Annotated in this window: 20 protein-coding genes, 1 tRNA gene and 1 other RNA gene; 7 read left to right on the top strand and 15 right to left on the bottom strand. The window is 65.8% G+C overall.

The window, feature by feature from the left end; all coding sequences use genetic code 11:
- Positions 1–209 precede the first annotated feature (209 nt).
- The 4 genes from ACO056_RS08205 to ACO056_RS08190 form a co-directional block, all read right to left on the bottom strand.
- Positions 210–1,355, bottom strand: a complete 1,146-nt coding sequence (locus ACO056_RS08205; RefSeq protein WP_421854460.1) for a cytochrome P450 — start codon at positions 1,353–1,355, stop codon at positions 210–212.
- A 50-nt stretch (positions 1,356–1,405) separates the two neighbouring features.
- Positions 1,406–2,260 carry an AraC family transcriptional regulator gene (locus tag ACO056_RS08200; protein WP_421854457.1) on the bottom strand — a complete coding sequence of 285 codons (855 nt, stop codon included), beginning with the start codon at positions 2,258–2,260 and terminating at the stop codon, positions 1,406–1,408.
- Positions 2,163–2,531, bottom strand: coding sequence for a response regulator transcription factor (locus ACO056_RS08195; protein WP_421854454.1), 369 nt, complete (start codon positions 2,529–2,531; stop codon positions 2,163–2,165). Before ACO056_RS08195 ends, ACO056_RS08200 begins: the two co-directional genes overlap by 98 nt.
- A 29-nt stretch (positions 2,532–2,560) precedes the next feature.
- A tRNA-Tyr gene (locus ACO056_RS08190) sits at positions 2,561–2,646 on the bottom strand.
- A gap of 184 nt (positions 2,647–2,830) precedes the next feature.
- On the opposite strand from ACO056_RS08190, the gene rlmB reads away from it, so the two are divergent.
- Positions 2,831–3,655 (top strand): 23S rRNA (guanosine(2251)-2'-O)-methyltransferase RlmB, encoded by an 825-nt coding sequence (gene rlmB, locus ACO056_RS08185; protein ID WP_421854451.1) that lies wholly within the window; start codon positions 2,831–2,833, stop codon positions 3,653–3,655.
- A 39-nt stretch (positions 3,656–3,694) separates the two neighbouring features.
- Complete coding sequence (locus ACO056_RS08180; RefSeq protein WP_421854448.1) at positions 3,695–4,594, top strand: hypothetical protein; 900 nt, start codon at positions 3,695–3,697, stop codon at positions 4,592–4,594.
- 123 nt (positions 4,595–4,717) lie between these two features.
- Here ACO056_RS08180 and ACO056_RS08175 read toward each other — a convergent pair whose 3' ends face one another.
- From ACO056_RS08175 to ACO056_RS08150, 6 genes are all read right to left on the bottom strand, one after another.
- Complete coding sequence (locus ACO056_RS08175) at positions 4,718–5,014, bottom strand: HU family DNA-binding protein (protein ID WP_421855388.1); 297 nt, start codon at positions 5,012–5,014, stop codon at positions 4,718–4,720.
- A 235-nt stretch (positions 5,015–5,249) separates the two neighbouring features.
- Entirely contained in the window at positions 5,250–7,655 is a 2,406-nt protein-coding gene (lon, locus tag ACO056_RS08170; RefSeq protein ID WP_421854446.1) for an endopeptidase La, read from the bottom strand.
- A gap of 149 nt (positions 7,656–7,804) precedes the next feature.
- A complete protein-coding gene (locus ACO056_RS08165) occupies positions 7,805–8,332 on the bottom strand; it encodes a hypothetical protein (protein ID WP_421854443.1) in 528 nt (175 codons plus the stop codon).
- A gap of 95 nt (positions 8,333–8,427) precedes the next feature.
- Positions 8,428–9,492: an MlaA family lipoprotein gene (locus ACO056_RS08160; RefSeq protein WP_421854440.1), complete on the bottom strand. Its 1,065-nt coding sequence runs from the start codon at positions 9,490–9,492 to the stop codon at positions 8,428–8,430.
- A gap of 145 nt (positions 9,493–9,637) precedes the next feature.
- Positions 9,638–9,973, bottom strand: a complete 336-nt coding sequence (locus ACO056_RS08155) for a YbaB/EbfC family nucleoid-associated protein (protein ID WP_421854437.1) — start codon at positions 9,971–9,973, stop codon at positions 9,638–9,640.
- Positions 9,970–11,808, bottom strand: coding sequence for a DNA polymerase III subunit gamma/tau (locus ACO056_RS08150; protein WP_421854434.1), 1,839 nt, complete (start codon positions 11,806–11,808; stop codon positions 9,970–9,972). The genes ACO056_RS08155 and ACO056_RS08150 overlap by 4 nt, the downstream gene beginning before the upstream one ends.
- Before the next feature lie 96 nt (positions 11,809–11,904).
- Here ACO056_RS08150 and ACO056_RS08145 point away from each other — a divergent pair, with 96 nt between their 5' ends.
- A complete protein-coding gene (locus tag ACO056_RS08145; protein WP_421854431.1) occupies positions 11,905–12,396 on the top strand; it encodes a DUF4188 domain-containing protein in 492 nt (163 codons plus the stop codon).
- A gap of 119 nt (positions 12,397–12,515) precedes the next feature.
- On the opposite strand, the gene ffs is transcribed toward ACO056_RS08145, so the two are convergent.
- From ffs to hrpB, 3 genes are all read right to left on the bottom strand, one after another.
- An RNA gene (gene ffs, locus ACO056_RS08140) (signal recognition particle sRNA small type) lies at positions 12,516–12,610 on the bottom strand.
- 56 nt (positions 12,611–12,666) lie between these two features.
- The gene (locus ACO056_RS08135) at positions 12,667–12,945 is read right to left on the bottom strand and encodes an ETC complex I subunit (protein WP_421854428.1); all 279 of its coding nucleotides are present in this window, start codon (positions 12,943–12,945) and stop codon (positions 12,667–12,669) included.
- A gap of 171 nt (positions 12,946–13,116) precedes the next feature.
- Positions 13,117–15,585 (bottom strand): ATP-dependent helicase HrpB, encoded by a 2,469-nt coding sequence (hrpB, locus tag ACO056_RS08130; protein ID WP_421854426.1) that lies wholly within the window; start codon positions 15,583–15,585, stop codon positions 13,117–13,119.
- Between the two features lie 56 nt (positions 15,586–15,641).
- On the opposite strand from hrpB, the gene ACO056_RS08125 reads away from it, so the two are divergent.
- Positions 15,642–15,782 (top strand): hypothetical protein, encoded by a 141-nt coding sequence (locus tag ACO056_RS08125; protein ID WP_421854423.1) that lies wholly within the window; start codon positions 15,642–15,644, stop codon positions 15,780–15,782.
- A gap of 108 nt (positions 15,783–15,890) precedes the next feature.
- On the top strand, positions 15,891–16,907 hold the full coding sequence (locus ACO056_RS08120) for an aldo/keto reductase (RefSeq protein WP_421854421.1): 1,017 nt from the start codon (positions 15,891–15,893) through the stop codon (positions 16,905–16,907).
- Between the two features lie 144 nt (positions 16,908–17,051).
- On the opposite strand, the gene ACO056_RS08115 is transcribed toward ACO056_RS08120, so the two are convergent.
- Positions 17,052–17,387 (bottom strand): winged helix-turn-helix transcriptional regulator, encoded by a 336-nt coding sequence (locus tag ACO056_RS08115; RefSeq protein ID WP_421854419.1) that lies wholly within the window; start codon positions 17,385–17,387, stop codon positions 17,052–17,054.
- A gap of 75 nt (positions 17,388–17,462) precedes the next feature.
- Between ACO056_RS08115 and ACO056_RS08110 the strand changes: the two genes are divergently transcribed.
- Complete coding sequence (locus ACO056_RS08110) at positions 17,463–18,014, top strand: carboxymuconolactone decarboxylase family protein (protein ID WP_421854417.1); 552 nt, start codon at positions 17,463–17,465, stop codon at positions 18,012–18,014.
- Between the two features lie 6 nt (positions 18,015–18,020).
- Here ACO056_RS08110 and ACO056_RS08105 read toward each other — a convergent pair whose 3' ends face one another.
- Positions 18,021–19,034, bottom strand: a complete 1,014-nt coding sequence (locus ACO056_RS08105; protein ID WP_421854415.1) for a polyprenyl synthetase family protein — start codon at positions 19,032–19,034, stop codon at positions 18,021–18,023.
- Positions 19,035–19,135: 101 nt separating this feature from the next.
- Here ACO056_RS08105 and ACO056_RS08100 point away from each other — a divergent pair, with 101 nt between their 5' ends.
- A complete protein-coding gene (locus tag ACO056_RS08100; protein WP_421854412.1) occupies positions 19,136–19,426 on the top strand; it encodes a chorismate mutase in 291 nt (96 codons plus the stop codon).
- Positions 19,427–19,476 lie beyond the last annotated feature (50 nt).

Here is a 19,476-nt window from a genome sequence, read left to right as displayed (position 1 = left end):
ATTGATGAGGTACCAGTTTGCGGCCGGGCCTATAGTTTACGTCGCTTACATGTCCCTTACAGCTTCTTTTTCCTGGCGCAGGCGCCGGTCGCCACCGGAGCATCGCCTTGCGGCGGCATGCAACGCTTAACGCGAAACATGGCTTGGATCAGCCGCTGTCCGCCAGGTGCTGTTACAGCAGGGCCGGAGCACGCGGTGCGGTGTTGGGTTCAGCGCTCGATCCGCACCAGCAGCGATTCATAGCCGACCCAGCGGCGATAGTCGGTCTGCTCATCGTATTGGCGCTGCTCGCCGAGCACGGTGATGGCGCTGGTCTGCGCGGCGAGCTGCTGGATGAGGCTGCGCAGGATCGCGCGGGCCTGCGTCGCGCCGAGGCAATTGTGCACGCCGCTGCCGAACCCCACGTGCGGATTGGGCGACTGGTCCAGCCGCACCACCTCCGGCTCGGCGAACACGGTCTCGTCGTGGTTGGCGGAAGCCCAGCACAGCGAAACGCGTTCACCGGCAAGCACATCGTGTCCGCCCACTTGCGTGCTATGCGCGCAGACCCGCCCGATATGCGTGAGCGGCGAGATGACGCGGACGAACTCCTCGATCGCAAAGGCGATCCGCTTGGGATTGCCGGCCAGGGCAGCCAGTTCCGCCCGGTGTTCGGCAAAATAGGCGATGATGCGGCTGACCGAATGGATCACCGTGTCGCGTCCGCCGGCGAAGGTCAGATTGGCGATGCCGATCATCTCGTCCATCGTCAGCGCGCGGCCATCCACCGTCGCGCGGCGCAGGATCGCGAAGAAGTCCGCGCCCCCGGTGACGTCGGCGGCAGCGAGCGCGCCCCTGATATAGCGGTCCAGCGCCGCGCCCTTGCCCGTGTTGTCGTCCCCGTCGTGGAAGACATGAGTGCCCCAGCCGATCCATTCCTCCGCCGCCGCTTCCGGCATGCCGAGCAGCAGGGCAAGCGCATGTGACTGCAGCGGCAAGGCAAATCCGCGTACGATCTCGATCTGGGGCCGGGCTGCGGCCTCCGCAAGCAGCCGCGTGATCAGCGCATCGATCCGCGCCTGATAGTCCGTCGCCAGCGGCTGCAGGAAGATCGGCTTGAGCAGATCACGAAACTGCGTGTGCAGCGGGGGATCCGCCTCGATCGGCAGCTGGCGGACCGACCGCACGTCTTCCTCCGACGGGATCGGCACGCGCATTGGTGCATCCGAGGAAAACACCGACCAGTCCTTCGCCGCCCGGCGGACATCGCCGTGGCGCAGGATCATCGGGATGCTCTCACCGGCGAAATCGGCGATCAGGACACCGCGCGCCTGACGTTCGGCGCGAAACGGATCGATGCAATCGGGGTCTGCCATGCGCGGGTTATCGCATCAGCGGCGGCGGACGAACCAGCGGACAAAACCGGTCAATTGCTTTCGTGATCTTGACCTTTGTGCCCCGCGGCGCGGTAATCGCGCGGGCTCATGCCGAAACGCCTGCGGAACTGGTCAGCCAGATGCGCCGGGCTGGCAAAGCCGGTCTGATAGGCAATCTCGCTGACCCGCTCCCCGCCCGAAAGCAACCGCTGCGCCGCCAGACGCAGGCGATAGGCCCGCAGATAATCCGAGAACGTCGTGCCGAACACCAGTTTGAACCGGCGCGAGAAATAAGCCTCCGAGAGGTGGCAGGCACTGGCGGCGCTGCTCAGGGTGATCGCGCTGGCGGGATTGCGCGCCACGAGATCGAGAGCGGGCCGCAGCCGGTCGAGCCCACAGCTCTCGCCGGGTGCCGGTGCGGGGCTGCCATCGGCGGCGAGCGCGAGGGAGTCGAGGATGAGCTCGACCAGGCCGGCCATGATCACCCGGGCGGGCGCTGGCTCGGCCGCCAATTCCAGGAGCCAGCCAAACAGCGCATCCATCCGGCCGCGCATCGCGCCTGCAAACGTAACCGCGGTGCAGCGCCCCAACCGCATCTGCGCCTCACCCGCAGCAAGCGCCGGATCGAGATGCGCCAGAACCCAGCGGTGCGGCCCGGCGGTGATGGCAAAATCGTGATGACGCATGGAGGGCACGAACACCAGCGTCCCGGCGCTGAGCGGGAAGACACCGTCCTCGCTGACGAGTTCGCCTGCGATGTCCTCGAACCACACCAGTTCGGCCGCATCATGGAAATGCGCAAAGCGTTCAGGCGCAGGATCCGCAGCAGCGGCCATCACGCGCTCGGCACGCACCAGCGCCAGCGGGTGTACCTCGACCGGCTCGCAGATGGACCCTCTTGCCATGGCGCGACGCTAACAGCGGTGGCGGGCAAGGTCCATGTGAACGACTGGCAGCCGGCGGCGTGATCCTCTGCCGAACCGCCGCTTGCAAATGTCCCTCGCGCAATGCCCGCAGGACGGCCTTGGTCCGGTCGCTGGTCTGCAGCTTGGCGAGGATGACCGAGACGTGGTCCTTGATCGTCCCGGCCGAGATGCCAAGGGCATCGGCAATGCCCTGATTGCTGGTGGGGCGAATATAACGCCGGCCCCTACCATGACGCGGGCTTTCGTCCATGAACTGGCTGCGGCCAATGGAGAGGCTGGTGGTGGACAGGGCTAGATTCGAACTAGCGTACGCTTGCGCGGGCAGATTTACAGTCTGCTGCCTTTAACCACTCGGCCACCTGTCCACACCAGTGTTGCCGGTCCGGGAGCAAGCCCCCGATTGTGCACCGCCTCTTCGTGAAAAAAGGCGGCTCCGGCCGAGTGAGGCGCCCCTTTGGCGAACCACCGCCCACCTGTCAACAGCCTTGCCTGTCAATGGGGCGGCTGGCATGGGCCATGCAATATTTTGCAAGCATGGAAAGCCAGGCAATGCCCAAGCGCGATGAAAACACCGGACGCCAGAAGGCCATGCGCGGGCGCGCCGGGCGAATGCAGGGCGGGCGCGGCTCGGGGCGGGCCTCTACCGGCGCGGTGCGGCTGTGGGGCCGTCATGCGGTGGAGGCCGCGCTGACGAACCCGCTGCGCAGCGCCAAGAAGCTGTGGGGCACGCGCGAGGCAATCCAGTCGCTGCTCGATGACAATGATGCCGAACTGCCCACCACGGTCCCGGTCGAATATGCGCAGGCCGCCGATCTCGCCCGCCTCGTCGCCCGCGATGCGCCGCATCAGGGGCTGGTGCTCGATTGCCTCGCGCTCGATGATGTCGCGCTGGTCGATGTTCTCGATGAAGCCGAGGGGCGCACGCTGGTCCTGCTCGATTCGGTTACCGATCCGCACAATGTCGGCGCAATCCTCAGAAGCTGCGCTGCGTTCGGCGTTGCCGCACTGATCACGCAGGATCGCCACGCCCCGCCCGAATCCGGCACGCTCGCCAAGTCCGCCTCGGGTGCGCTGGAAGTCGTGCCGTGGGTGCGGGTCGTCAATCTCGCCCGCGCGCTCGAACAGATTGCCGAGGCCGGCTACTGGCGCATCGGGCTCGACGGCGATGGCGAGGCAGTGTTTCCCTCGGCAGTCCCGGCCGGCCCCGTCGCGCTCGTTCTTGGTGCGGAAGGCGAAGGGCTGCGTCACAATGTCGCGCAGCACTGCGATTCCGTTGCCCGGCTGCCGATTGCTTCCGCAGTGGAAAGCCTGAATGTTTCTAATGCGGCAGCAATTGCGCTTTATGCTGTCGCGACTCGGGGCGAGGCCGACTGACCCAGTCGGCGCTCATCCCGCGACAAGGGGGGATGAGCCATGATTGCCAAACGCCGCACCGCTGCCGTTCTTGGGGCCGTTGCCGCACTGCTCGTGCTGGCCGGCTGCATGGTCCTGCCGGGCCGCTTTGCCAGCGACATCGCGCTGCGCCGCGACGGGACGTTCACGTTCCACTACAAGGGCGAGATCATTCTCGCCGCGCTGGCGCAGGGCAGCAAAAGCGCCAAAGCCGAAGCAGTTCCCGCCGAACCTTTCGAGCAGCAGCCCTGCACCGATCCGAAAACCGACGAAACGCATGACTGCAGCGCAGCCGAAATCGCCCAGCAACGCGCGAAGTGGAACGATGAGCAGAAGGAGCGCAAGGCGGCCAAGGCGCAGGAAGATGCGCAGAACCGCAAGATGATGCAGGCCTTCATGGGCGGCATCGATCCCGATGATCCCAAGGCCGCCGAAGCCTTCGCCCAGCGCCTCGCGCGCCAGCAGGGCTACACCTCGGTGGTCAGCAAGGGCGCGGGCAAGTTCGAGGTCGACTTTACCGAGACCGGCCGGCTCGATCACGATTTCACCTTCCCCACGATCGAGCGGCTGCCGATGGTCATTCCGTTCGTTTCGGTGATCCGCCGCGCCGATGGCAGCGTGCGGGTCGATGCGCCTGCGTTCAGCACCGCAGCGGCCAACCCGGTGATGCCCGGGCTGGGCGCCATGGCAGGAGCGATGGGCGGCCTGAAGACTGCCGATACACCGGGCGCCAAGCCCGGTGCGGGCGGCCAGCCGATCGCCGAGGGCACGTTCACGCTGCGCACCGACGGTCAGATCCTTGCCAACAACACCGATGAAGGCCCGCAGGCCGAGACAGCGAGCGGCCTCAGCCGGCTCGATTGGAAAGTGGACGCGCGCACGGCTTCTGCACCGACGGCGCTGATCAAGCTGGGGAAATAGTAGGCGGGAAAAGGGCTGACGGAGAGGCCGAACCAAAAACGCCGCCCCGGCATCCCGGGGCGGCGTTTTTGGTGCGTGTTGCGTGCAGCCCCGCAAGGCCTCACGCAAATGCCTGTCTCTTGCTTAGTTGACAGCGTCCTTCAGGCCCTTGCCGGCCTTGAACTTCGGCTGGGCCGAGGCCTTGATCGACATCGGTTCACCTGTGCGCGGATTGCGCCCGGTCGACGCCTTGCGCTTGGCAACCGAGAAGGTGCCGAAACCAACGAGACGCACTTCATCACCCTTGGCCAGCGCTGCGGTCACGCTATCGAAAACGGCTTCAACAGCCTTCGTCGTGTCACCCTTCGAAAGGCCGCTCGCATCGGCCACTGCGCTGATCAGATCATTCTTGTTCATTGCGGAACCCCCATTGGCTTTTATGCAAACAACTTGCTGCCTGAATCGAAATTCTGGTGGCGGGAAGAGAGCCGAGAAAGAATCGGCTGTCAAAGCGAAAAACGCCCAAAATCGCCGAAAAAGCGCCAGAATCCGGCCAGTCCCTGACTCGGCCCCCCTGACCTCGCGGCTGGAAGGTATGGACTGGTCCCACAAAGGTTAATGCTGCAGCGCATGGGTGCAGCATGACATGTCATGCTGCACCGCAATAAATGCGCCTTCAGTGTGCGGTTGGCGCAGTGGCTCCGCCGCCGAGCGTCGGGGCCGGCCCGGCCGCCAATTCGTCGGCCTCGGTCCACTCGATCGCCTCGATCGGCGCAGCGAGCGCGCGGGCCAGGACTTCGTCGACATGGCTCACGGGCAGGATCTCCAGCCCCTCGCGGATGTTTGCCGGGATTTCGGCAAGATCCTTGCGGTTCTCTTCGGGGATCAGCACCGTCTTGATGCCGCCGCGCAGCGCGGCCAGCAGCTTTTCCTTGAGCCCGCCGATCGCGAGCACGCGCCCACGCAGCGTAACCTCGCCGGTCATCGCCACATCGGCACGGACCGGGATGCCGGTGAGCGTCGAGACCATCGCCGTCACCATGCCCACGCCCGCGCTCGGGCCGTCCTTGGGCACCGCGCCTTCAGGCAAGTGGATGTGGAGGTCCTTGCGATTGAAGATCGACGGCTTGATCCCGTACTGCGGCCCGCGCGCCTTGACGAAACTGAACGCCATCTGGACGCTCTCGCTCATCACTTCGCCGAGTTTGCCGGTGGTCTTGACGGTGCCCTTGCCGGGAACCGTCACGCTTTCGATCGTCAGCAGTTCGCCGCCGACTTCCGTCCAGGCAAGGCCCGTCACCGCGCCGACCTGGTTCTCCTCATCGGACATGCCGTGGCGGAACTTGCGCACACCAGCGAAGTCCGGGAGGTTTTCCGGCGTGACCGTGACCGCGGTTTCCTTCTTCTCCAGAATCCGCCGCAGTGCCTTTCTTGCCAGCCGCGCGATCTCGCGCTCCAGCGTGCGGACACCGGCTTCACGAGTGTAGTAGCGGATGAGGTCGCGCAGCGCTGCTTGCTCGAGCGTGAATTCGCCCGTCTTGAGGCCATGCGCCTCGATCTGCTTGGCGATCAGGTGGCGTTCGGCAATCTCGACCTTTTCGTCCTCGGTATAGCCCTCAAGCCGGATGATCTCCATCCGGTCGAGCAGCGCCTGCGGCAGATTGAGGCTGTTTGCAGTGCACACGAACATCACGTCCGAGAGATCGAGATCGAGCTCAAGGTAATGATCCTGGAACTTTGCATTCTGCTCCGGATCGAGCACCTCGAGCAGCGCCGAGGCGGGATCGCCGCGGAAGTCCTGGCCCAGCTTGTCGATCTCGTCGAGCAGGAACAGCGGGTTAGACGTGCCCGACTTCTTGAGATTGGTCACGATCTTGCCCGGCAGCGAGCCGATATAAGTGCGCCGGTGGCCGCGAATCTCGGCCTCGTCGCGCACGCCGCCCAGCGACTGGCGCACGAACTGGCGGCCGGTTGCCTTGGCGATCGACTTGCCCAGCGAGGTCTTGCCCACACCCGGCGGGCCGACGAGGCACAGGATCGGCCCCTTCAGCTTGTTGGTGCGCGCTTGCACTGCGAGATACTCGATGATGCGGTCCTTGACCTTGTCGAGCGCATAGTGATCCGCGTCGAGCACGGCCTGCGCCGCCGCGATGTCCTTCTTGAGCTTCGACTTCTTGCCCCAGGGCAGGCCGAGCAGCACATCGAGGTAGTTGCGGATGACAGTCGCTTCCGCGCTCATCGGCTGCATCGTGCGCAGCTTCTTGAGCTCCGCCGTCGCCTTGGCGCGCGCTTCCTTGGAAAGCTTGAGCGTCTCGATCTTTTCCTGCAGCTCGGCAATCTCGTTGCCTTCGCCGTCATCGCCGCCACCCAGCTCAGACTGAATCGCCTTGAGCTGCTCGTTGAGGTAGTACTCGCGCTGCGTCTTCTCCATCTGGCGCTTCACGCGGCCACGGATCTTGCGCTCCACCTGCAGCACGCCAAGCTCGCCCTCCATGAAGGAGAGCACCATCTCGAGCCGCTTCATCGGATCGGCCTCGGCGAGCACGGCCTGCTTTTCCGCGACGCGCGCGGCAAGGTTGGCGGCGACCGCATCGGCCAGCTTGCCGGCATCTTCGATATCGCCGAGCTGCGATCCCGCATCCTGCGGCAGCTTCTTGGAAAGCTTGGCATATTCGCCGAACTGCTCGACGACCGAACGCATCATCCCGGCGATTTCTGCGCCGGAGACTTCAGCCGGTTCGATCAACTCGACTTCGGCGCGCACCAGTTCGCCTTCGCTCACCGTCTCGGTGGTGAGCGCCTTGAGTTCAGCGCGCTGCTGGCCTTCGACAAGCACGCGCACCGTGCCATCGGGCAGCTTCAGCAGCTGCAGCACGGTGGCGATCACGCCGGTATCGTACAGATCGTCGCGGTCCGGATCGTCGCAGCCCGGATCGAGCTGCGCGAGCAGGAAGATTTCCTTCGAACCCGCCATCGCCGTTTCCAGCGCCGCGACCGATTTCTCACGGCCCACGAACAGCGGCACGACCATGCCGGGAAACACGACGATGTCGCGCAGGGGAAGCAAGGGATAATGTGTCATACCATCAATTCCATTCACCCTGCCGCCGGGAGAGAGAACGGCAGGTTCTCTTGAATGTGAATATGGGAGCCCGCTCCCCTGCCCGCAATGGCCCCTTGTGCCGGGATTGTGGATGAGGAACCGCGAGGCCGTCCTGACGGCACTTGCGGTCAGTCCTGCGGCCGCGCCGGTGTCTTTTCGAAGAACTGGTTGACGATGAACCGCGCCAATATGTCGACCTTGGCGTCCGACGCGTCGTCCAGATGTGCCGCGTTGAGGAAGCTCATCGTCCCCTGATCGTTGATCAGCGCCGTGACAGCACCCTTGAGGCCCTCGTCGGTTGTCGGTTTCTCCAACAGAAGCTTTTGCGCGATATAAATGGCTTCAAGGTTCTGCACATGGGCGATGGAAACGACGTAGCCGTTCGGATCGATGTTCGAACCGGAGTCCCGCACCACGTAGACAATGAGCCTGGCGGAGGGGAAGGTTTCGCGGACGACATAGCCCGGCTGCCTTCCGAACAGATCGGCGATGCGGCCTTCGAGGCTCTTGCAGACAGCCGGCTCGTCGCAGACGACCTTGTAGGCGACGGGTATCGTTTTGGGCGCATCGGGCGACGCTGAAGCCGGAGAGGCCAGGACAAGACTGCCGCACAAGGACACGGCGAGGCTTCCCGGATTGCGGATCAACCCCCCCATGCCTGCTGCCCTGTCCTGCTAAAGTGCAGCCCTGATGTGCATCACGCTGCCAGCAATTGCAACGCAGAGGCACCTGGTCCCCCTGCCGAGGCCTTTCAGGGCAGCGGCTGCACGACCGGCTGCGAAATGAACACCGGGGGCAGCGGCGGCGCTGGCGGGGCTGGCGGCGGAGCCGGGGGTGCCGCCACGTCCGGCACCGTGGGCGCAGCAGGCGCAGCTTCCTGCCCCGCCGCCGCATCCGCTGCCTTGTCGTCCTGCTCCATCACTCGCTTCTCTGCCGCCGACACCGGGGCAGCCGCGGCGCCCACCGGCCGTGCGAACGGGCCATAGCGCACTTGCCCCTTCGCCAGCGGCCCGCGGCCATGCAGCGCCTCGATCTGGTCGATCCGCGATTGCAGGTAGACCCGGCGATAGGTGGCATAGGGATCGGCCGCCTTGCGCAGCCGCTTGAAGTCTTCGTCCGCCTCGTTGCGATAGTCGATCGAGTCGATCACGCCGATCGGAATGGCGTAATACGGCTTGTTGAACGGCTTGCCCACGGCCAGCGGCACGACCAATCGATCCGCAATCAGACCGAATAGGTCGCGCACAGTGGTCGGGCCGACCAGCGGCAAGAACAGGTAAGGCCCCGGACCCACGCCATAATAGCCCAGCACATTGGCCAGGCCGTTTTGGCGATAGGGCAGGTTGAACGGCTTGCTGCGCGCAACGTCGATCGTCCCGCCGAGCCCGATGGTCGAATTGATGCCGAACCGGCCGACGGTTTCAAACGCCTTGCCGGGCTTGAGCTCGAGCATGAAGGCGGCGGCCACCACCGGTTCGCGCACGTTGCGGATGAAATTGCGCAAGGCCATGCGCAGCGGGCGCGGCACGCCTTTCTCGTAGACATTCGCCACCGGGCCGACGAACGCATCGTCCACCGCCTGCAGCACGTCGTAGCTCGTCTCGTTCACCTTCGCGAGCGGATCGCCCGGCGGGGCTTTAAGCACACCCGAGACGACGATCTCGCCCGGCAGTGGCGGCAATTCGTCATTGGCAGGCGGCTGAGCGACAGACGGCTTAGCGACAGGCGGCTGCGCAACCGGGGGCTGTACCGCAGGCGCCGCCGCCGGGGTGGTCGGTGCGGGCGGAAGAACGTCGGCAGGCGGGGTACTGGCCATCGCGGCGGCAGCAAACAGGATAAATGCGCTCAGGGGGAAAGGACCTTCGTGGGGCGAGCCAGCCGACAAACCGCCGGCTCGTTCAATTTGAGTGATATTACAGTATAGCGACTGTGCCCCCCAGACACCAGACCGCCGCGTGCGTTCAGAATGGCAGCTTGAAGCCCGGGGGAATGCCCGCCGCCATCTGCACCTTCTGCATTTCCTCGGCCGCGGCGGCATCGGCGCGCTGGCGGCAATCGTTGAAGGCGGCCGCGACCAGATCTTCCAGAATGCCCTTCTCGGCCTTGTCCATCAGGCTGTCGTCAATCGCGACGCCAATCACGCGGCCCTTGGCGGAGGCCTTGATCTTCACAAGGCCGCCACCCGCCACGCCCTCGACCTCGATCTGGTCGAGCCGCCCCTGCGCGTCTTCCATCTGCTTCTGGATGGTCTGGGCTGCGGCCTGCGCGGCCTGGATCATCTCTTCCATCGACTTCATGCGCGTTTGCTCCAAGGTTTCCGTTCTTGCGCCGATATAGCGCTTTCATCGATCATTTCAGCCCCCGGAAACGCCGCGAACGCCGCGCGCACCAGAGGGTCTTCGCGCAAGGCCGCGTCCTCGCGCGCAGCCTCCGCCGCGCGCGCTTCCTCAAGGCTGGGCATCGCGCTGGCCAGATCGCTGCTGCGCTCCACCCGCCAGGCCCCGCCCGTCGCGCCTTCGATCCCGCGCCGCATGTCCGCCGTGGGATCGCCCGGAATGCCGGGCGCCAGCGCATAGACGAGATGTCCCGGCGCAAGCGAGACCACCCGCACGGAAAGGCGCATTGCCGATCCGATCAGCGGCGAGACCTGCTCGACCTGCTCGACCAGCCGCGCCCACTGCGCCGCCACGGCCTCCGCGCTCGGCGGCGCAGCGGCGGCAGGCGCGGCCGCGCTGCCCGCAGGCGCTGCTACCGGCACGGCCGGAGGATTGGCGGCAAAAGCTTCAAGCTGCTTGATCAGGCCGCCCGGGTCCGGCAAGTCCGCCGCGTGCATCACCCGCAGCAGCGCCATCTGCGCCGCCACCAGCGGATCGGGCGCGCCGCGCACTTCCTCGTAGCCCTTCAGCAGCAGCTGCCACAGCCGGTGCAGCGCCCCGGCGCCAAGCCGTTTGGCCCAGCCTTCCAGCGCCTCGCGCTCTTCTGCTGACCGCGCGTCCGCCGCACCTGAAATCTGCGTCACGGTGATCTTGTGTACCAGATCGAGCTGCGCGCGCATCATCGCGACCGGTTCGATCCCCAGCGCGAACTGGCTCGCCACTTCTTCGAGCACGCCGTCGCCCTTGCCGCCGATCACGGCGCTGAACAGGCGGCGCTGCATGGTCTTGTCGGCAAGGCCGAGCATTTCGCGGACCTGCGCGGCGGTTACCTCCCCGCCGCACTCTGATCCCATGGCCATATCGGCATGACTGATCGCCTGATCGAGGATCGAGAGCCCGTCGCGGACCGATCCTTCCGCTGCCGCCGCGATCATCGCCAGCGCCTCGTCCTCTGCCACGACGGCTTCCGCCTCGCATACCTTGGCGAAATGTGCAGCGAGCACCGGCGTCTGGATGCGGCGCAAGTCAAACCGCTGGCAGCGCGAGAGCACCGTCACCGGCAGCTTGTCCACCTCAGTCGTCGCGAACAGGAACTTCACGTGCGCTGGCGGCTCCTCCAGCGTCTTGAGCAGCGCGTTGAACGCGTTGCGGCTGAGCATGTGGACTTCGTCGATGATGTAGATCTTGTAGCGCGCCGAAACCGCGGCATAGCGCACCGCCTCAATGATCTCGCGCACGTCGTCGACGCCGGTGTGGCTCGCGGCGTCCATCTCGATCACGTCGATGTGCCGCCCCTCGGCAATCGCGACGCAAGGCTCGCATACCCCGCACGGGTCGATCGTCGGCCCGCCCTGCCCGTCCGGACCGATGCAGTTGAGCGCCTTGGCGATCAGGCGCGCGGTCGAGGTCTTGCCGACGCCGCGCACGCCGGTCATCAGGAAGGCATGCGCCAGCCGCCCGCGCCGGATCGCGTTGCCCAGCGTCTGGACCATCGCATCCTGCCCGATCAGTTCGGCAAAGGTCTGCGGCCGGTACTTGCGCGCCAGCACGCGATAGGGCTGCCCGGATGGCACCGGCGCAGGCGAGGCAACCGGCGGCGGCGCGCGCTCTTCCTTCACCACATGGGCGGCCGGTGCCGGCGCGGGATCGCCAAACATCGAAGCCTGCCCCGCGGCCTCAAGCTCCGCCGCCGAGGGACCATCGTCCTCGGGCTCATCGGCGATTGGTGCGCCAAACATGTCGGTGGAATCGGCCATGGCCCCTGATTAGGCCCTCCCGCGCCAATTGTCGAAGCCCCCCGGCCCATCTCGCCGGGGATTGACAGACAGCTTGCAAACGAGAAGCCTGCGCCCATGAGCACTGTCACACCCGGCCGGATGACCGCCGCCCATCAGGGGTCCCTTGTCGTCTTCGTGATCGGCATGCGGATCAATCACTTCCACAAGGTTGGCAAGTGGTGGCCGGTGTTCCAGTCGATGGGTCCGATGCTCGCCGAAGTCTCGCGCGATCCCGCAAGTGGCTTCCTCGGCTACGAGTTTCTCCTGCGCAGCCTGCGCACCGTGGTCCTGCTGCAATACTGGCGCGATTTCGACAGCCTCGAGGCCTATGCCCGCGCCCGGGAGAAGCAGCACTGGCCGGCATGGACCGCCTTCAACAAGGCGATCGGCAACGATGGCACAGTGGGCATTTTCCATGAGACCTACGTCGTGCCCGAACACGGCAGCGAGACGATCTACGGCAACATGGTGCCCTTCGGCCTCGGCAAAGTCAGCGGCGTGGTGCCCGCAACAGGATCGCGCAACGAAGCGCGCTCACGGATGAAGGGCATTGCTGGCGGAGAGTGAGCTACACTCCATCCACAACCCGCTCATGCTGAGCTTGTTGAAGCATCAAACCCAACTGTCGCGCCAATACCCTTCGACAAGCTCAGGGTGAGCGGGGTTTTGGTCAGACTGTAAATTGGAATAAAGGAGCCGGGCGACCCGCCGCACATCGTTGTGGCTGCTTCCTTCCGGACCTGACCAGGTTGGCGACAGCTAACGTCCGCCCGACTCCCGCGGCGCATATGGCGGCGCTCGCCGAAAAATGCAATCCCGCGCTAAGGCGAGATGCGATTACCGAAAATTGTCCGCGTAGCTCTGCAGCTTGAGCCGCTTGGGCGGCACCGGGCTGACATGGACGGCAATGCCGTACTTTTCGGCATAGGCCTTTGCCTCGTCCGCCGAGCCAAACGTCAGCACCACCTGCACCTGCGTGTCACCGGATCCGGCCCAGCCCATCAGGGGATCGGGCCGCCGCGCCTCGGCCGGGGCGAATTCCAGTACCCACTGATCGGTGCGTGACCGGCCAGATTGCATGGCATTTTTCGGGCGCTGATAGATGCGTGCAGACATTGTGCCCCTTGGCCACGAATCATGGCTGAAATCAAGTCTGTGATGGCCCGAAATGCGGAGATTGCCGCTCTGGATCCCCGCCTGCGCGGGGATGACGAAGGAAGCAGGGCCAGTCCCCAACGGATCGTCATCCCCGCGCAGGCGGGGATCCAGAGCGACCAGACACAAATCTCACCGCTTCCCCGCCTGAAATGCGTTCTTGGTCCGAAGGCTCGCTTCCTCTTCCCAAGGCGCTTCCGGCCAGCGGTGCCTGGGATAGCGGCCCTTCATGTCCTTCACCACATCACGCCATGAACCGCGCCAGAAGCCCGGCAGGTCGGCGGTCGTCTGGATCGGCTTTTGCCCCGGCGAGGTGAGCGAAAGCAGCAGCGGGCGCGCCGTTCCGCTTTGGGGATCACCGATCGTCGGGTGCTTGTCGAGGCCGAATAGCGCCTGCACCCGGAGTTCCACCATCGGCCCGCCTTCATGTGCATAGTCGATCGCGTGGCTCGTCCCGGCCGGTGAAGTGAATTCCGCCGGTGCCAGCCGGTCAAGCGCGCTACGATCGTTCCAGTCCAGCCGGGCGAGCAGCGCCTCGTGCAGTTTGCCCGCGCTGATCTGGAAATCCCTGCGCCCCGCCAGAAGAGGCCCGAGCCAGCCCTCCGCCTCAGCCAGCAAGGCGCTTTGCGAAAGCGCCTCCAACCCGGCGTACCGCGCCCGTTCGATCAGCGCCAAGGCCTTGTCGCCCAGCGGGAGCAGCCCCAGCCCTTCGGCCCGCAACCGTTCCAGCAGCAGAGCCTCGACCGCCGCTGCTTCCGGCGCCGGATCAGGCACACGGGCCAGCACGATCGCGCCCAGCCGCCGCTCGAGCCGCGCCTCGATGCGCGCTTCGGCCGCATTCCACGCCAGCGCGTGGCGTGCCTCGATGCGGTGCGCCAGATGCCGCGTGACTTCGGCTTCCTCGAGCGCCAGTGCGGCCGTGATCCGCGCGCCCTTGGCCTCGCCCTGCGCATCGCCGATCACCAGCCAGCCAGCGCGGACCAGCGAACTTGCCGGATCAAGCCGGTAGCCCCGCCCGCCCGATGCGAGCCATTCCTCCCCGTTCGCTGAACGCGCCCGCGCGATCCGGTCCGGGAAAGCTTCCGCCAGCAGCACGCTGAGCGGTGCCTGCTGCCCCTGCTTAACCCCCAGTTCGCGCGCAGCCCGCTCCGCCGCCTTCGCCCAGCGCGCCGCCAATTTGCGCGAAGCCTCCGCCCGTGAGCCCCGCTCACGCTCCCAGCGCTCCAGCCGCGAGGCAAGATCTTCGCCGCGCCCGCCGAGGCCGCGCTCCTGCAGCAGCAGCGCCAGCCGCGCTGCCTCGTCCGCCTGCCCCCGCGCCGCCGCATAGAGCAGCATGTGAGCCAGCGCCGGCTCCATCGGTAGCGAGGCCATCGCGCGCCCATGCGCCGTGATCCGGCCTTCCGCATCCAGCGCACCGAGCGCCGCAAGCTGGCCCCGCGCCGCGGCCATCGCCGCTAGCGGTGGCGGATCGATCCACGCCATGTCAGCCGGATCTCCCGCCCCCCATTGGGCCAGCGTCAGCGCAAGCGGTGCCAGATCGCTTGTCAGCGTCTCCGGCGGATCGAAGGCTTCGCGCCCCGCATGGGCCGCTTCTTCCCACAGGCGGTAGGCGACACCCGGCCCCTGCCGCGCTGCACGCCCCGCGCGCTGCGCTGCCGAGGCCTGACTTGCGCGCACCGTTACCAGCCGCGAGACGCCCGCCGTCTTGTCAAATTCGGAACGCCGCGACAGCCCCGCATCGACCACGATCCGCACACCGTCGAGAGTGAGCGAGGTTTCCGCGATGCTCGTTGCCAGCACCACACGCCGCCGCCCCCCCGCGTCGCGCCGGATCGCAGCGCGCTGCCCCGCAGGCTCGACTTGCCCATGCAGCGGCAGCACCAGCGCCTGCGGCAGCCGCTCTGCCAGCAAGTCGGCGCAGCGCTCGATCTGCGCGACGCCGGGCAGGAACGCGAGAATATCTCCCGCCTCCTCGCCCCAGGCCTGCACCACCGCGCTTGCGGCGGCCTGCTCCGGCTTCAGGTCCGGCCGCGAACCCAGCCAGCGAATGGCAAGTGGATGCGCCTTGCCCTCGCTTTCCACCACCGGGCAATTCCCCAGCAGCCGCGCAAACCGCGCCCCATCGAGCGTGGCGGACATCACCACCAGCCTCAGGTCATCGCGCAGCACCCCTTGCGCCTCGATCGAAAGCGCGAGCGCCAGATCGCTGCCCAGCCCGCGCTCGTGCGCCTCGTCGAACAGCACTGCCGAAATGCCGTCAAGTTCAGGATCGGCTAGCAGCGCCGAGACGAAAATCGCCTCGGTCATCACCACGATCCGCGTGCGCGGGCCGCGCTTTGCATCGAGCCGGGTGACATAGCCGACGGTTTCCCCCGCCTGCTCCCCCATCACTTCGGCCATCCGCTCGGCCGCAGCCCGCGCCGCCACGCGCCGGGGCGAGAGCACGACAACCTGGCCCTTGCACCAGTCCTCGCCGATCAGCGCGGGCGCGACCGCCGTCGTCTTGCCCGCGCCCGGCGGCGCGATCAGCACGGCAGCAGCGCTGACGCGCAAGGCGTCCAGCAACTGTGGCAAGACTGCATGGATGGGAAGGTCACTCACGTTCTTTGCCCTAAGCACCCTCTTGCGGCCCCGCAATCCATGCTAGGGCGCTACGCATGAGGACCAGCATCGAAATTCTCGTCGCAATCCTCACAAGCATTCTTGCCGGCGGGGTGGTCATCGCCGTCCTGATTGCCACGGCGGCGCTGCTGGCTGTTGGCGCCTTGTGGTGGCTGATCGGCAAGCGCCCGCACTAGCGCGCCCCCGATTTCACCAGACCTTAAACTCATATTCCGCGCTGCGCTTGACCGGCCCGCGCCGCCGCGCCACCCTGTACGTCAAACCTTCCTGGAGCACCCCACAACATGCAACACCGCCGCCTTGGCACTTCTGCTATTGTCGTTTCCGATATCTGCATGGGCACAATGACCTTCGGCAGCCAGGCCGATGAAGCCACCGCGCTGCGCATCCTCGACATGAGCTACGACGCGGGCATCAATTTTTACGACACCGCCGAAGGCTACCCCGTGCCGCCCGATGCAAAGTGGGTTGGCCGCACCGAAGAAATCGTCGGCAAGTGGATGAAGACCAAGCCGCGCGATGCGATCATCATGGCCACCAAGGTCTCCGGCCCCAGCCACGTCTGGTTCAAGAGCCCCAAGCGCAACGGCATGACCGCGCTTGACCGGCACAACATCATCCGCGCGGTGGAGGACAGCCTCACGAAGCTCGGCACCGATTACATCGACCTCTACCAGACCCACTGGCCCGATCACGACACGTCTTATGAAGAGACAATGGAAGTGCTCGACGAACTCGTCCGCGCCGGCAAGGTGCGCGTGCTCGGCTGCTCGAACGAAACCTCGTGGGGCCTGATGAAGTCGATCGAAGCCGCCAAGGCCGTCGGCGCCGCGCGTTATCACACGATCCAGAACAACTTCAGCCTCAACAACCGCCGCTTCGAGGATGAACTGGCGCAAGTTTGCCGCAAGGAAGGCGTCAGCCTGATCCCTTATTCGCCCATCGGCGGCGGCGTGCTCGCCTGCAAGTACAGCGGCGGCGCCCGCCCTGACGGTGCGCGCTTCTCGAAGTACCTCGAAATGGGCGGCCGTCAGGCGAGCATGGCGCGCCGCTTCGTCAACGAGAAGTCGATCGAATCCGCCGAACGCTTCGCGGCCATCGCGGCCGAGCATGGCCTCGATCCGGTGACCTTCGCGGTCGCATGGTCGAAGCAGCACGATTTCGTCGCCTCGACCATCGTCGGCGTGACAACCGAAGAACAGTGCGCGCCGATCTTTGCGGCGGCGGACTTGGTTCTGCCGGAGGAAGCGATGAAGGCGGTGAACGCGGTCAGCCGCGAGATCATGTATCCGATGGGGTGAGGCGCGGCCGCTCTGGATTCCCGCCTGCGCGGGAATGACGAAGTTTTTTTTGGGGGGGGCGAAGGGTCTTTTGCTTCGTCACCCCCGGTTCTTTTGTTTCGTCATCCCCGCGCAGGCGGGGAACCAGAGCCGCACAACCAGCGCTTACTCGTTCCGCACCTCCAGCATCGCCGCCCACTCGTTGGCCCAACCATCGAGCGTGGCGAGCTTCTGCGCCAGCGCCATGCCATGCCCGGTCAGCGCATAGCCCGCTTCGCCCTGCTCGATCAGCGCCAGTTCTCGCAAGTTCTTGAGGCGCTGGTTCAGCAGCGCTGGCGAAACTTCGTCGCAGCGTGCCCTCAGCACACGAAACGTCGCCGGGCCCTGCCCCAGTTCCCACAGCAAGCGCAGCGTCCAGCGCTGGCCCAGCACATCGAGCAGCACCATGATCGGCCGCCCGGTCTGCGATCCCCTGACCGGCATGCCGGGAAGCTTGGCCACGCGCGCCCTCCTGATTGACGCTACATTTTTTGTAGCATAAACTCGCTACTGATCCTGTAGCAGAAGGAACGCATCGTGGCCAACCAGCTCGCCCCGCTGTTCGAACCCTATCCTTCCGAAGTTGCCGCCATCCTCGCGGGCTATCCGCAGCAGGACGGCTATATCCTCACGCTGTTCCGCACTTTCGCGAACAGCCTGCGCTTCTTGCGCAAAGGCGTGCCCAATCTGCTCGACCGGGAAAGCCCGCTGCCGCTGCGGTTCCGTGAGATCGTCATCCTGCGCACAACCGCAAACCGCGCCTGCGAGTACGAGTGGGGCGTTCACGTTAGCATTTTCACGAAGGCCGCACGCTTCTCGCCCGAACAAATTGCCGCGACTACGTCCGCCGCCATCGATCCTGCACTGTGGAATGAAACCGAGGCCCGCCTGCTCGACGTGATCGACGCACTGTGCTGCAAGGGCCGGCTGGACGATGCGCTCCATGCCGGCTTCATTGCCGATTGGACGAAGGAACAGCAGCTCGAGATTTTCGCGCTATGCGGCGCCTATCACACCGTCAGTTTCGTCGCCAACGCCGCACGTCTGCCCGGAGAGCCTTTCGGCGCGCGCTTCCCCGCGTCCGCCTAGCGCCGTTCAATACCGCCGTGCGACCGCAAACTCTGCCGCTTCGGTTAGCGCCGACTTGGCCGCGCTCGCCGGGAACGCCGCAATCGCATCGATCGCGCGCTGGACATAATGGCGCGCGCGTTCGCGCGTCGCGTTCACCGCCTCGTGCTTGCGGATCAGCGCAACCGCGTGGGCGAGATCGGCATCGCTGTTGCGATCCCCGGCAATCGCTTCCTGCCAGAACGTGCGCTCTTCGGCCGAACCGCGCGCGTAGGCGAGGATCACCGGCAAGGTCATCTTGCCTTCGCGAAAGTCGTCGCCCTGGTCCTTGCCCATTTCGGATGCGTCCGAATCGTAGTCGATCGCATCGTCCGCCAGCTGGAACGCGATGCCGAGGTTGCGGCCATAGCTGTCGAGCGCAAGCTCATCGGCCTCGCTGCGCTCTGCCACCACGGCGGCAATGCGGCAGGCGGCGGCGAACAGCGCCGCAGTCTTGGCATTGATGATCGCGAGGTACCGTTCCTCGCTCGTTTCCACCTGCCGCTGCGCGACAAGCTGGTCGACTTCGCCCTCCGCGATCACTGCGGACGCATTCGAGAGGATCTTGAGCACCTTGAGGCTGCCATCCTCGACCATCAGTTCGAAGCTGCGGCTGAACAGGAAATCGCCCACCAGCACGGTTGCCGGGTTGCCGTAGATGATATTGGCGGCCTGCTTGCCGCGCCGCATGCCAGAGCCATCGACCACATCGTCATGCAGCAGGGTGGCGGTGTGGATGAACTCCACCGTCGCGGCCAGCTTGTAGTGGCGGCTGCCGCCGTATCCCAGCAGCGAGGCGCTCGCGAGGGTGAGCATCGGGCGCATGCGCTTGCCGCCGCCAGCGATGAGATGCCCAGCGAGCGCCGGGATCAGCGGGATGCGCGATTGCATCCGGCTGAGGATCACTTCGTTGACACTGTTCATGCCATCGGCCACGAGCGCCATGAGCGGCTGCAACGAAGGCTCGGCGCGGCGGGGTAGAGGGTGGATGGTAGCGGTCATCGCTCGCCCGCTTGGCCTGCCCACCGGCGCTTGGCAAGATGCAAGTTGTGCCACAGCGGGCCGCATCCCCCTGCGGCGGGGCGAATGAACGGAGATTTGGGATGAGCGAAGACCCGGTTCTGGCCGGTTACCGCCAGAGCATCGACAATATCGACGCGGCGATGATCCACATTCTGGCCGAACGTTTCCGCATCACCCAGGCGGTCGGTGCCTACAAGGCGGCGCACCAGCTTCCCGCCAGCGACCCTTCGCGCGAGGACCGCCAGATCGCCCGCCTGCGCGCACTGGCGGTCGATGCCAAGCTGGATCCCGAGTTCAGCGAGAAGTTCCTCCGCTTCATCATCGAAGAAGTCATCCGCCACCACGAACAGGCGGCAGAAGGCAAAGTCTGAGCATGGGCTCTGGCGGGCAAGGATTGCTTCGCCACGCGCGCGGGTGACGT

This window comes from Novosphingobium sp., assembly GCF_965228995.1.
Lineage (GTDB): Bacteria > Pseudomonadota > Alphaproteobacteria > Sphingomonadales > Sphingomonadaceae > Novosphingobium.
Note: the sequence above shows the minus strand (reverse complement) of the source record. Positions and strands in the feature narration are given on the sequence as shown.